Here is a 12,967-nt window from a genome sequence, read left to right as displayed (position 1 = left end):
CCGCAAGCAGGGTGGCAAGGCTGCCGCCCGTTGCACGTCATTTCACTATATAATGCCGTACATCAATTTTCAGACGGCCTTGATACCATGACCACGCTTTTCCAACCCGACGACCTGAATCCGAATGACCCCGCCGAGTTTCTCTACACTTTAAGCGCGGCCTGTTTCGACCACGCCGCCGCCATCGGCGACGAAGACCTCGCCTGCCTGAACGACGAGCAGCACGCGCTGGTGGCTTACTGCTATCTCGACAGCCAGGTGCAGGAAGGCGGCTTTGTCCAGCTGATTGCCGCAGGCTACGGCGAATATGTTTTGATGAACCCGCTGGCCGACAGCCTGCGCCGCTGGCGGATTAAACCGACCCCGAAAGTTCTTGATAAAGCCAAAGCGCTGTATCAAAAATACGGCGGCGAAATCGAAGCGCTGGCCGAACAGGAGACGCCGGTGGCCGACATTCGCGCCAAATTTGCCGATTTTGAAGAGCTGGACGGCGAATATTACGAAGCTGCCGATGAGGATATGGCCGCCGCCGTGGCCTATGTGCAGGCAAACTGGGCGCGCTTTGCCGAGATTGCGGATTGAGCGGGCGTTGATGCTGAAAAAGCCGTCTGAAAAATGTATTTTTCAGACGGCTTTTTTCGTTTTACAAAGACAGGCTTCCGATTTACGGCTGCTTGCCGAATTCGGCGGTTTGCACCGTCCATTTCACGGCTTGTTCGCTCATGGTCACGCCCAAGCCGTAACGGTCGGATACCCACATTCGGCCGTCGCGCAGCTCGAGCTGCTCGTTAAACAGCGGGTTCAGCCATTCGAAGTGTTCCAGCCACGGCTCGATCGGATAGGCGGCAGCCAAGTGAAGGTGGATTTCCATGGCAAAATGCGGTGCCAGTTTGCGGCCGTGGCGGTGCGCCAGCTCCATAATCCGCAGGAACGGCGTAATGCCGCCCACGCGCGGCGCATCGGGTTGGACGAAATCGCTGGCATTACCCAAAATCAGCTGCTCGTGTTCGCGGTAGCTGGTCAGCATTTCACCGGTGGCAATCGGCGTATCCAGCGCGGCAGTCAGTGCGGCATGGCCTTCGACATCGTAAGCATCGAGCGGCTCTTCAATCCACACCAAATCAAACTGCTCCATTTTACGCCCCATGCGGATGGCGGTGTCGCGGTCCCATTGCTGGTTGGCATCGACCATCAGCGGGAAATCGCCCAGCTCTTTACGCACGGCGGTAAGGCGTTTCAAATCTTCGGCATTGTCGGGATGGCCGACTTTGAGTTTGATACCGCCGATACCGCTTTCGCGCGAGATGGCGACATTTTTCAATACCTGATCCAAAGGCGTGTGCAGGAAACCGCCGGACGTGTTGTAGCAGCGTACCGAATCGCGGTGCGCGCCGAACAGTTTGGCCAGCGGCAGCTTGGCACGCTTGGCTTTCATGTCCCACAAGGCGACGTCGAACGGGGAAATGGCCTGCACCGCCATACCGCTGCGGCCGACCGACGCGCCCGCCCACAAAAGTTTGGTATAGATTTTGTCGATATCGTTGGGGTCTTCGCCCAAAAGATTATCGGCGATTTCTTTGGCGTGGGCGAAAATGCCGTAGCCGCCCGCGCGTTTGGAATAGCTGAAGCCTATGCCGTCGTAGCCGTCGCGGGTGCGGATTTCGGCAAACACAATGGCCACTTCCGTGAGCGGTTTTTGCCGGCCGGTCAAAACTTTGGCATCGCTGACCGGCGTGGACAAAGGCAGAAAAGCCAATGACACTTTAACATATTCGATACGGTCGCCGGTATCGGCAGCGGTTTTGCCGTCGATGACTTTGGCGTAGCTCACAGCATCGGAATTTCCTGAAACAGACATACGGTACTCCTTTTGACGAGAAGAAACAGATGACGGAAAGAAACAGACGACGGATTTGCTGACTCAGACGTTTGCTCAGGCTTCATCATAGAGAACGGCTGCGGAAAAGGCATTGGGCAAATGCCCAGTTTTACTGCGGTTTTTTCGGCTGGGTTTTGGGTTGTGTGGAAACAGGAGCTGTCGGGCGGAGCGGGGTGGGTTAAGGCCGTTTGAACATGATGGGGCGATGAGGTGTATCGTGAAACTTCTAAAAATCAAAAGTCCGGTAACGGTAAGGTTTTGCCGGGTTGAAGCCCGGCCCATGCATTACGGTTTTTTTGGATTTTATAGTCTTTATAAAATAAAAAAAGCCGTCTGAAAAACGCATTTTTCAGACGGCTTTCGGCTGTTTGCCGCCGCCTCAAACCGCAGCGGCGGCCAAATCGGCGGGATTAGATGCCTTGCGCCAACATGGCATCGGCTACTTTGACGAAGCCGGCGATGTTCGCACCGTTGACGTAGTTGACTTTGTCGCCTTCTTTACCGTATTTCAGGCAAGATTCATGAATGGCTTTCATGATGTTGAACAAACGCTCGTCTACTTCCTCGCGCGTCCAAGACAGGCGGATGGCGTTTTGGCTCATTTCCAAGCCTGAGGTGGCTACGCCGCCGGCGTTGGATGCTTTGCCCGGCGCATACAGGATACCGGCTTTCAGGAATTGCTCGACCGCGCCCAGGGTTGATGGCATATTCGCACCTTCCGCCACAACGAAGCAGCCGTTGCCCAGCAGGGTTTTGGCATCGTTTTCGTCCAATTCGTTTTGGGTCGCGCAAGGCAGGGCGATGTCGCATTTCACGCCCCATGGACGTTGGCCTTCAAAGTATTGCAGGCCTTGCTCTTTGGCGTAAGTGGAGACGCGCTCGCGGCGGACTTCTTTCAATTCAATCAGCGCGGCCAGTTGCGCTTCGGTCATGCCGCTGTCCGGGAACAATACGAAGCCGTTGGAATCGGAAACGGTCAAGACTTTCGCGCCCAGCTGGATGGCTTTTTCGCAGGCGTATTGAGCAACGTTACCCGAACCGGATACCACCACGCGTTTGCCCTCGAAACTGTCGCCTCGGGTTTCCAGCATGGATTGTGCGAAGTACACGGTACCGTAGCCGGTTGCTTCCGGACGAATCAGGCTGCCGCCCCATGCCAAGCCTTTACCGGTCAGCACAGAGGTAAATTCGTTGCGGATTTTTTTGTATTGGCCGTATAAGAAGCCGATTTCGCGGCCGCCTACGCCGATGTCGCCGGCCGGTACGTCGGTATCCGGGCCGATGTGGCGGTAGAGTTCGGTCATAAAGGCTTGGCAGAAGCGCATCACTTCGGCATCGGATTTGCCTTTGGGGTCGAAGTCGGAGCCGCCTTTACCGCCGCCCATAGGCAGGGTAGTCAGCGCGTTTTTGAACACTTGCTCGAAGGCCAGGAATTTCAATACGCCCAAATCCACGGTCGGGTGGAAGCGCAGGCCGCCTTTGTAAGGGCCGATGGCGGAGTTCATCTGGATGCGGTAGCCGCGGTTGACTTGTACTTGGCCTTTGTCGTCCACCCAGGTCACGCGGAACATCACCACGCGCTCAGGCTCGACGATGCGCTCCAGCAGGCTTTGCTGGGTGTATTTCGGGTTTTTCGCCAAAAACGGATCCAGGCTCATGAACACTTCTTCCACCGCTTGGTGGAAAGGCTCTTGGTTGGGGTTTTTTTGTTTCAGGTTGGTAAACAAAGTATTCAAACCGCTCATTTTGATTCTCCGGTCGATAGTTGATAAGAAAGGGGAAGTGAATTTGTATGGGGGAAATATACGCCTGTTTTTTTGCGCCCACAAGGGTAATTTTTGTAAAATTGTTGACATTATCAAAATTAGATTTTTTATTTTAGATGTTTTTATTTTGTTTTGTGTTGATTTTGGGTTATTTATTGCTAATATTTATTAATTTAGAGCAATTAAATGGCTAATCAAGATTTGTAAATTTTTGTATATTTGCAAAGGCGGAGTTTTTCAGACGGCCTCGGGCGGCAAAAAAGGCCGTCTGAAAATATGCTATAATCCACACTTTGAAACAGTATCCACAATCTGCCGTTTGTAGCCGTTGCCGCGTGCGGCGGTTTGAGACGTGTTTGTCGGACAGCGCTGCCGCACAGGGCGGGCGTTGGCGGCATACACGTTTTTTGCTTGGCAGCTTGCGGCGGAAACAACAGGAATATGGACAATCCGGAAACTTTGAAAACGGCAGCGGCGCGCCTGCCGCTGACGCAGAAGCAGATGGCGACGCTGCTGGCTATGCTGGTGGCGCTGATGCCGTTTGCCATCGACACTTATCTGCCGGCCATGCCCGAAATGGCGGAAGATTTGGGTTCGAATATCCACCGCATCGAGCAGAGCCTGAGTATGTTTATGTTCGGCGTGGCGTTCGGCCAGCTGCTCGGCGGCCCGCTGTCGGACATCAAAGGACGCAAACCCGTGGCGTTGGCCGGGCTGCTGGTGCACGCGGTCAGCTTGGTGGGGCTGACTTTGGTGACGACGGCCGACCAGCTTTTGATGCTTCGTGCATTGCAGGCGCTCGGCGCGGGGCTGACGGTGGTGGTGGTTGGCGCGACGGTGCGCGATTATTACGACGGGCGGCAGGCGGCGCAGATGTTTGCGTTGATCGGCATTATTTTGATGATTGTGCCGCTGATGGCGCCCATGGTCGGCGCGCTGCTGCTCTCTGTGGGCGGCTGGCGGGCGATTTTCGGCTTTTTGCTGGCCTATACGCTGCTTTTGCTGGTGTTGGTCGGCCGCTTTCTGCCCAAACCGCAGAAAGCGGATAAAATCGGCGCGGACATTGTCGGCGTGGTGGCGGGGCGCTTTAAACGGGTATTGCAAACGCGCGCGGCGCTGGGCTATATGTTTTTCCAGGCATTCAGCTTTGCCTCGATGTTTGCCTTTCTGACCGAATCGTCATTTGTCTATATGAACCTGTACGGCGTGTCATCGCATGCCTATGCCTGGATATTTGCGCTGAATATTCTGACCATGGCGTCGTTTAACCGCATCACCGCCTGGCGTTTGAAAAGCGGCACGCATCCGCAAAGCATCCTGCGCTGGGGGATTATCGTGCAGTTTGCCGCCAATTTGCTGATGGTGCTGCTGGTATCGGCTTTGACCCTGCCGCCTTTGTGGGCGCTGGTGATGTGCGTGATGCTCTCCGTCGGCACGCAGGGTCTGATATCCGCCAATACGCAGGCGTGTTTTATGGGTTATTTCAAGCAGGAGAGCGGCAGCGCCAACGCCGTATCGGGCGTGTGCCAATCGCTTATCGGTGCAGGCATGGGCATGCTGACGACTTGGATGCACAACGGCTTAGCGCTGGTGATGCCCGGCATGATGCTGGCCGCCACGGTATGCGGCATCGCGCTGCTGTGGGGCTTGTCGCATCAGGCTTGGCTGGAAAACGATCGGAATAAAGAGGCGTTTTAAGCGGCGGGCTGGGTGTTCATCAGAAAGCGTTTAGGCCGTTTGAAAAAAGCCGTCTGAAAATATCCTTTATTTTCAGACGGCTTTTTTGCGGCTGCCGGTATGGTTTGCCTTAACAAGCGTTCAGGATAAGAGACACTTTGGGTTTGGCTGCAATGCTTAAGGTGTCAGTTGTAGGGCGGGGTGGCAACCCCGCCCTACGATTTTGAAATATCAAAAGTTATTCCGTACTTATCCTGAACGCTGGTGGCTTACACCAAAGCGGCAATTTTCCGCATCAACTCCTGCAGGGCTTGGGCGCGGTGGCTGATGCTGTTTTTGGTGTCGGGGGCAAGCTCGGCGGCGGTGCAGCCGTGTTCGGACAGATAGAAATGAGGGTCGTAGCCGAAGCCGTGTTCGCCGGCGGCTTCTGCCTGCCATTGCCCGCGCCAGATGCCTTCGGCGATGACGGGCTGCGGGTCGTGTTCGTGGCGCACGAATACGAGTACGCAGACGTAATAGCAGCTTTTGTCGCTTTGGTCGGCCAAGTCGGCGGAAAGTTTGGCGTTGTTGGCTGCATCGGACTTGGGGTTGCTGCCGGCATAGCGGGCGGACAATACGCCCGGTGCGCCTCCTAAGGCATCGGCGCAGATGCCGGAATCGTCGGCCAGGGCGGGCAGGCCGCTGTGTTTGGCGGCGTGGCGGGCTTTGGCCAGCGCGTTTTCGAGAAAGGTGAAATACGGCTCGGGGCATTCGGGCGTATCGAATTGGGATTGCGGCAATACGGTGATGTTTTGTTCGGCAAACAGGCGGGAAAATTCGCGCAGCTTGCCGGCATTGCCGCTGGCTAAGACGATTTTGTCAAACATGGTTGTTTCCTTGCCGGGCGGTTTGGCGGGAGGCCTGTATTCTGGCTTTGTGGCGCACATACAGCGCCAGGCTGGCGATTTGGCCGAATACGGCGGCCAAGGCAAACAGGAAGGATGCGACGGCAAACTGTTTGCTGCCTATGCTGAGCAGATAGCTGCCGAGCAAAACCAGCGCCATAAAAATCAGGGTGAAGAGCAGGATGCAGAGTAAATAGGTTTGGCGGGCGTTCATGGTGTTTAAGGGAAACGGAGGAAGTGTGATTATAGCGGATATGCGGCAGGCCGTCTGAAAACCAAAACGGCTTCCGCAGGGTGCGGAAGCCGTTTGATGTTGGAAGTATTTAGCGCAGCTCGGCGTGCAGGCGGCCGAGCAGGGTGGAGGCGTCGCGGCCTTTGTAGCTGCTGCCGTCTTTGTTCAGCAGGCTGACGCGGGTGCTGCCGTTGGCCAGCGGCTCGACATAGACAATCAGCTCCGGATATTGCACGGCTTGGTTGGCGGCGGATTTGCCTTTGCTGAACCAGCGGCTGAATACGCCCGGTTTTTGGTTGCTGACGGCTTCACCTTCGGCAGGGGCTTGCTGCACCAGGAAGGCGTGGCGTTCGGTATTTTGGCCGAGTACGGTCAGGCCGATGCGGTCGAGTGCGAGGGCGGTGCGGCGCCAGTTGCGCTCGTAGCTGCCGCTCAAGAGCAGGGTGTTGCCGTCAATTTTGGCCATTTCGCCGGCGGCGGATTTTTGCGGCGCAACGCTTTTACCCAGAGCGTCTTCGGCTTGTTGCGCGTCCACGCCCAGGTATTGCATGAAGCGTGCCAGGAAGGCGGCTTCTAAGTTGGGGTCGTTGGGGCGCGGCTGCCACATGGTGGTGTCTTTGTTTTTGTCGCCATACACTTCTTCCATGCCTTTGTGGGCGAAGAAGATGTCGCTGCTGCCGTTTTTGCCTTTTTCAACGCGGATGATGAATTTGTCGCGCTCGCCGGTGGAGTAGATGCCGCCCAAGCCGACTTTTTCAAACAGGCGGCGCAGGGTGTCTTGCGGGATTTTGGCGCGGTTTTCCGCCCATTCGGTTTCCATTTGGCCGATGGCGGGCTCTTCGGATTTGATGTCAAAGCCGTTTTCCTGCCAGAACACTTTCAGCAGCGGCCAGATTTCGGCAGGGGATTTGCCGTCCACTACCAGCCAGCGCTGGCTGCCGTCACGCTCGAGGCGCACGCCTTTAACTGCCTGCAATACGGCTTGGCCGGCGGGCTGCTGCACGGCTGCCGTGCGGGTGCGGCGGTTGTCCAAGTCGGTCGCGCGCACCGAGCCGCTGCCTGCGGGCAGTTGGTAGAGATTGCCCTGGTCGGGGTTGGTCAGGTCGGGCGGTACTTCCAGATTGACGATTTTGCGGGTTTGGGTTTGGTAGTCCAGCTTGGGTTGGGCCTGTTTGCTGCCGGAGCAGGCGGTCAGGCTGATGAGTGCAACGGCCAATACGGCCGGTTTGATATAGGTCATATCATTTTCCTGTGAAGATTTTCTGTGTCGGCCGTCTGAAAAATAAAGCAGTGGGTTTTCAGACGGCCTGTATCGGTAAGGCGGCGGGCAATCGGTTCCCGTGCGGGAGGCGGCTTACAGCTGCGCGGCTTCTTTCAGGGCGGCGCGGACTTTTTCCTGGCCGGCTTCGGTCAGCTCGACCAGCGGCAGGCGGACGTATGGCGCGCATTTGCCCAAAGCGGCTGCACCCCATTTCGGTGCGGCGGGGCTGGGTTCGCAGAACATGACGTTGTAAATCGGTACGAGCTGCGCGTTGAGGCGGCGGGCTTCGGCGGTGTGGCCGGAGAGGGCGGCGCGGCACATATCGGCAAACAGCTTGGGCGCAACGTTGGCGGCGACGGTAATCACGCCGCTGCCGCCGCAGAGCATAAAGGGCAGGCCGGTGGGATCGTCGCCGGAGAGTACGGTAAAGCCTTCGGGCGCGGCGTTAATCAGCTCGATGGCGCGCGCCACATCGCCGCTGGCTTCTTTGACACCGACGATATTGGGGATTTCGGCCAGGCGCAGAATGGTGTCGTTGGTCATGTTGACCACGGTGCGGCCGGGCACGTTGTAGATAATCATCGGAATCGAGGTGGCCTCGGCGATGGCTTTGAAATGGCGGTAGATGCCTTCTTGCGAGGGCTTGTTGTAATAGGGTACGACCGACAGGGTATAGTCTGCGCCGGCTTTTTCGGCGGCGTGGGAAAGCTCGATGGCTTCAAGGGTGTTGTTGGCACCGGTGCCGGCAATCACGGGGACGCGCTTGTTTGCGTGCTGCACGGTGGCTTCGATAACGGCCAGGTGTTCGTCCACCGACAGGGTGGCGCTTTCGCCGGTTGTGCCGACGGCAACGATGGCATCGGTACCGTTTTCAATATGCCAGTCGATCAGTTGGCGCAGTTGGTCGAAGTTTACGCTGCCGTCTTGATTCATCGGGGTAATCAGGGCAACCAGGCTACCTTTTAACATAATGAAACCTTTTGTGTGTGCGGTCGGTAATGGTGGGGATTGTAGCTTACTTTGCTGTTGCTGGGAAACACCGCCGGGCGGGGTTGGCGGGCGTATCGGCGGGTGATGCGGCTATTTTTGTTGTGATTTTTATTTAAAAACAGATATTTATTGGGTGTTTAAAGCGGGCGGTGCGGGCATTAAAGTATGTTAAAGTGTGTGGGTATATGTAGGCGGCGTACTTTTCAGACGGCCTGCGGCTTGCTACAATGCGCGCATACGGAAACAGGGGTGCTGCCCGTGTGCCGACGCCGAGGGGCGTGCGGTACGGGCGGCTGAGAATGACCCTTTGCACCCGATACGGATAATACCGGCGTGGGGAGTTTCGAGGTTGGATGCGTGCCGCCTGTTTCTGTTGTGGAAACAGGCTTTTGTTTTGCCTGAACGAATGGTTTTGTAAGGGAATATTATGTCTTTTGCTGCTTTATCCCGCCGCTTCGGCCCGGGCATCATCATGGCTTCTTCCTGCGTCGGCGGCTCGCACATCATCGCTTCGACGCAGGCGGGCGCGTATTACGGCTATCAGCTGGCCGGTTTGATTGTGTTGGTCAACTTGCTTAAATATCCTTTTTTCCGGATTGCGTTCGACTACAGCAGCGAGCACCGCAAAACCCTGCTGCAGGGATACGCGGAGCGCGGCCGCCTGAGCGTGCAGCTTTTTCTGGCGTTTAATCTGTTCGCCACCGTGGTGAACATCGCGGGCGGCACGCTTTTATCGGCGGTATTGCTGGGCATGATGCTGCCGCAGGGCATTCCGGCCAATGTGTTGAACGTGGTGGTGCTGGCCAGCTTTTTGATTTTGCTGTTCGGCCGCCAGTATCAGGCTTTGGACCGGATTTCCAAGGCAGTAATGCTGGGTTTGACGCTGGTGACGCTGGCGGCTTTGGTGATGGCGTTCGGTCAGCCGCCGCAGCCGCCTGTTGCCGGTTTTGAAACGCCTTCGCCCTGGGTATGGGCGGCTGTACCGTTTTTCGCCGCGCTGACGGGCTGGATGCCCGCTCCGTTGGAATTGAGCGTGTCCAGCTCGATGTGGGTGGTGGAGAAAAACCGCCTCGATCCGGATTACCGCCCCAAGCGGATGGTGGATTTCAATACCAGCTATATTCTGACCATTATCCTGGCGCTGATGTTTATGGCTTTGGGCGCGCTGGTGCAATACGGGCAGGCGGTCACGCCTTTGAGCGGCGGTAAATTCATCGGCCAGTTTGTGGATATGTATGCCCACAGCATCGGCGAATGGATGCGCCTGCCGATGACGGCGGTGGCGTTTGCCTGTATTTACGGCACGACGATTGTGGCGGTGGACGGTTACTCGCGCTGCAATATGCAGGCGGTCAACCTGCTGCGCGGGCGCGAGCCGGCGCGTGCGGAAGCCGAGCTGCGGCTGTGGCTGACGGGCGCCTGCTTGCTGGCTTTTGTATTGATTCAGTTTTTCAGCAACGCCATCGGCAAAATGATACCGTTTGCCATGACCGCGTCTTTTTTGTCCGCGCCGGTATTTGCCGCGCTCAACCTGCGCCTGGCCGCAGAGTGCAGCGGCAAACCGCTCTGGCTGATGCCGCTGGCTTATCTGGGTTTGCTGGCTTTGGTGCTGGCGGCTGCGGCTTATTTGCTGCTGTTGTAGCGCCGGAAGTGAAAAAAGCCGTCTGAAAATTGTCAAGGTTTCCTGTATTCTATACAATGCCGCCTTTACGAAAATTATCATTTATAGTCGGAGTGTCATTTCTGCTACGGCGTTGGCTCGCCTTGTATCAGAATTGACGCTCCGACTATACAGACTGAAAAGGTATTTTGCATTATGGCTGGTATGGAAAAACGGGCAGACGCGCCCGATTTGGTTTACGGTTTGGAAGACAAGCCGCCGTTTATGAATGCGCTGTTGAGCGCGGTCACGCATTTGCTGGCGATTTTCGTGCCCATGATTACGCCCGCGCTGATTGTCGGCGGCGCATTGAATCTGCCGGTGGAGATGACGGCTTATCTGGTGTCGATGGCGATGGTCGCTTCCGGTATCGGCACTTATCTGCAGGTCAACCGCTTCGGCCCGGTCGGTTCGGGCATGTTGTCTATCCAGTCGGTGAATTTTTCGTTTGTGACTGTGATGATTGCGCTGGGTACGGGCATGAAAGAAGGCGGCTTGGACGAAAATGCGATGATTTCCACGCTGCTGGGGGTGTCGTTTGTCGGTGCGTTTTTGGTGTGTTTTTCGGCCTGGCTTTTGCCGTATCTGAAAAAAGTGATTACGCCGACGGTCAGCGGTGTGGTGGTGATGCTGATTGGTTTGAGCTTGATTCATGTGGGCATTACTGATTTCGGCGGCGGCTTCGGCGCGAAAGCGGACGGTACGTTCGGCTCGATGGAAAATTTGGGCCTGGCTTCGCTGGTGCTGATTATCGTATTGCTGTTCAACTGCATGAAAAACCCGCTGCTGCGGATGAGCGGTATTGCGGTGGGTTTGATTGTCGGCTATGTTGTGGCGTTGTTTTTGGGTAAGGTGGATTTTTCCGCGCTGCAAAACCTGCCGCTGATTACCGTGCCCGTGCCGTTCAAATACGGTTTTGCATTCGACTGGCACGCGTTTATCGTGGCCGGTGCGATTTATCTGCTGAGCGTGTTTGAGGCGGTGGGCGATTTGACGGCTACGGCGATGGTGTCCGACCGTCCGATTGAGGGTGAGGAATATACAGGCCGTCTGAAAGGCGGCGTGATGGCGGATGGTTTGGTATCGGTGATTGCGACCGCACTCGGTTCGCTGCCGCTGACTACGTTTGCGCAAAACAACGGTGTGATTCAGATGACCGGCGTGGCGTCGCGCCATGTGGGCAAATATATTGCGGTGATTTTGGTGCTGCTGGGTCTGTTTCCCGTTATCGGCCGTGCGTTTACCACCATTCCCAGCCCGGTATTGGGCGGCGCGATGGTGTTGATGTTCGGCCTGATTACCATTGCGGGGGTGCGGATTTTGGTGAGCAACGGTATCCGCCGCCGCGAAGCCGTGATTGCGGCGACATCGGTCGGTTTGGGTTTGGGCGTGGCGTTTGAGCCGGAAGTGTTTAAAAACCTGCCGGTGCTGTTTCAAAACTCCATCTCGGCCGGCGGGATTATGGCGGTGGTGCTGAACTTGGTGCTGCCGGAAGATAAGACCGAGAAAGCAGTCTTTGTCGATACCGACCATCTGGAGCATTAATATCCGAGCCGCCCGCCTTCAAGCGCGGGCGGCTTTTTTAAAGGAAACTTTATGGAATACCACATTATCAACCAAGATTTGAAAATGAGCCGCCTGGTGCACGGCTATTGGCGCGCCCACAAATGGGATTTGGACACGCAGGGCTATATACGCCTGATTGAAGAAGTATTGGCAACGGGCATCAACACCTTCGACCATGCCGCCTGCTACGGCGGTTTTGCCAACGAAAGCCGCTTCGGCGCCGCCCTGAAAGCCGACAAAAGCCTGCGCGAGCGCATGACCATTGTCAGCAAATGCGGCATCTCCTTTCCCAATCCGACCTTGCCGGAGATGAAAAGCAAGCATTACGACAACAGCGCCGCGCACATTATTTGGTCTGCCGAACGCTCCGTGCGCGAGCTGGGCTGCGGGCATCTCGATTTACTGCTGCTGCACCGCCCGTCGCCGTTTCTCAACCCCGAAGAAGTCGCCGCCGCTTTCGATTCGCTGCACACGCGCGGCATCGTGCGCCATTTCGGCGTATCCAATTATCCGGCGCAGAAGCTCAATATGCTGCAATCCTATGTCGCGCAGCCGCTGGCCACCAACCAAATCGAAATCTCGCCGTTGCATATCGCCCCGTTTTCAGACGGCAGCCTGGACTACCTTTTGGAAAAACGCATCAAGCCGATGGCCTGGTCGCCGCTGGCCGGCGGCAAACTGTTTGACCACAGTGACGAACGCAGCCGCCGCGTCGCCCAAGCCCTGCTGCAGGCGGGCGAAGCCTGCAGCGAAACCCGCTTGGACACATTGGCCTACGCATGGCTGCTCAGCCACCCGGCCGGACTGATGCCGATTATCGGCTCGGGTCAAAGCGAACGCATCCGCAACGCGGCAGACGCATTGTCCGTCCGCTTCGACGACGAAGCCTGGATACGCGTGTATGCCGCCGCGCAGGGGCATGATGTGCCTTAATTTTCTCAAAACGGAAGCAGGCAGGGCAGGTGGCTGCCCCGCCTTGCTGTACGAAAATATATAGTCGAAGAGTAAGTTCTGCTACGGAGTTGGTTCGTACGGCTCAAAGAGAGGCTTGA

At 56.6% G+C, this 12,967-nt stretch carries 11 protein-coding genes and 1 riboswitch; of the genes, 5 read left to right on the top strand and 6 right to left on the bottom strand.

Annotation, left to right across the window (positions count from 1 at the left end; all coding sequences use genetic code 11):
* Positions 1-87 precede the first annotated feature (87 nt).
* Positions 88-582, top strand: a complete 495-nt coding sequence (locus BDE01S_RS03680) for a DMP19 family protein (RefSeq protein ID WP_066077557.1) — start codon at positions 88-90, stop codon at positions 580-582.
* Positions 583-664: 82 nt separating this feature from the next.
* Here BDE01S_RS03680 and BDE01S_RS03675 read toward each other — a convergent pair whose 3' ends face one another.
* The gene (locus BDE01S_RS03675) at positions 665-1,858 is read right to left on the bottom strand and encodes an L-talarate/galactarate dehydratase (protein WP_066077556.1); all 1,194 of its coding nucleotides are present in this window, start codon (positions 1,856-1,858) and stop codon (positions 665-667) included.
* A gap of 431 nt (positions 1,859-2,289) precedes the next feature.
* Complete coding sequence (gene gdhA / locus BDE01S_RS03670; protein ID WP_066077554.1) at positions 2,290-3,624, bottom strand: NADP-specific glutamate dehydrogenase; 1,335 nt, start codon at positions 3,622-3,624, stop codon at positions 2,290-2,292.
* Between the two features lie 462 nt (positions 3,625-4,086).
* On the opposite strand from gdhA, the gene BDE01S_RS03660 reads away from it, so the two are divergent.
* Positions 4,087-5,343 carry a multidrug effflux MFS transporter gene (locus BDE01S_RS03660; protein WP_066077551.1) on the top strand — a complete coding sequence of 419 codons (1,257 nt, stop codon included), beginning with the start codon at positions 4,087-4,089 and terminating at the stop codon, positions 5,341-5,343.
* A gap of 248 nt (positions 5,344-5,591) precedes the next feature.
* Here the strand turns inward: BDE01S_RS03660 and rdgB are convergent, their stop codons facing one another.
* The 4 genes from rdgB to dapA all read right to left on the bottom strand — a co-directional run bounded on the left by rdgB (position 5,592) and on the right by dapA (position 8,668).
* A complete protein-coding gene (gene rdgB / locus BDE01S_RS03655) occupies positions 5,592-6,188 on the bottom strand; it encodes an RdgB/HAM1 family non-canonical purine NTP pyrophosphatase (protein WP_066077549.1) in 597 nt (198 codons plus the stop codon).
* Positions 6,181-6,420, bottom strand: a complete 240-nt coding sequence (locus tag BDE01S_RS03650) for an NGO_0222 family membrane protein (protein WP_066077546.1) — start codon at positions 6,418-6,420, stop codon at positions 6,181-6,183. The genes rdgB and BDE01S_RS03650 overlap by 8 nt, the downstream gene beginning before the upstream one ends.
* Positions 6,421-6,529: 109 nt before the next feature.
* Entirely contained in the window at positions 6,530-7,678 is a 1,149-nt protein-coding gene (locus BDE01S_RS03645; RefSeq protein ID WP_066077544.1) for an NlpB/DapX family lipoprotein, read from the bottom strand.
* A gap of 114 nt (positions 7,679-7,792) precedes the next feature.
* Positions 7,793-8,668 carry a 4-hydroxy-tetrahydrodipicolinate synthase gene (dapA, locus tag BDE01S_RS03640; RefSeq protein ID WP_066077541.1) on the bottom strand — a complete coding sequence of 292 codons (876 nt, stop codon included), beginning with the start codon at positions 8,666-8,668 and terminating at the stop codon, positions 7,793-7,795.
* A gap of 256 nt (positions 8,669-8,924) precedes the next feature.
* Positions 8,925-9,046: riboswitch (TPP riboswitch) on the top strand.
* Between the two features lie 70 nt (positions 9,047-9,116).
* On the opposite strand from dapA, the gene BDE01S_RS03635 reads away from it, so the two are divergent.
* From BDE01S_RS03635 to BDE01S_RS03625, 3 genes are all read left to right on the top strand, one after another.
* Entirely contained in the window at positions 9,117-10,331 is a 1,215-nt protein-coding gene (locus tag BDE01S_RS03635) for an NRAMP family divalent metal transporter (protein ID WP_066077539.1), read from the top strand.
* A gap of 174 nt (positions 10,332-10,505) precedes the next feature.
* A complete protein-coding gene (locus BDE01S_RS03630; protein ID WP_066077537.1) occupies positions 10,506-11,894 on the top strand; it encodes a nucleobase:cation symporter-2 family protein in 1,389 nt (462 codons plus the stop codon).
* A gap of 51 nt (positions 11,895-11,945) precedes the next feature.
* Positions 11,946-12,848 (top strand): aldo/keto reductase, encoded by a 903-nt coding sequence (locus BDE01S_RS03625; protein ID WP_066077533.1) that lies wholly within the window; start codon positions 11,946-11,948, stop codon positions 12,846-12,848.
* Positions 12,849-12,967 lie beyond the last annotated feature (119 nt).

The sequence above is a fragment of the Bergeriella denitrificans NBRC 102155 genome (assembly GCF_001592185.1).
GTDB lineage: Bacteria > Pseudomonadota > Gammaproteobacteria > Burkholderiales > Neisseriaceae > Neisseria > Neisseria denitrificans.
The sequence above is the reverse complement of the archived record's forward strand: the minus strand, read 5'-3'. Positions and strand labels throughout refer to the sequence as shown.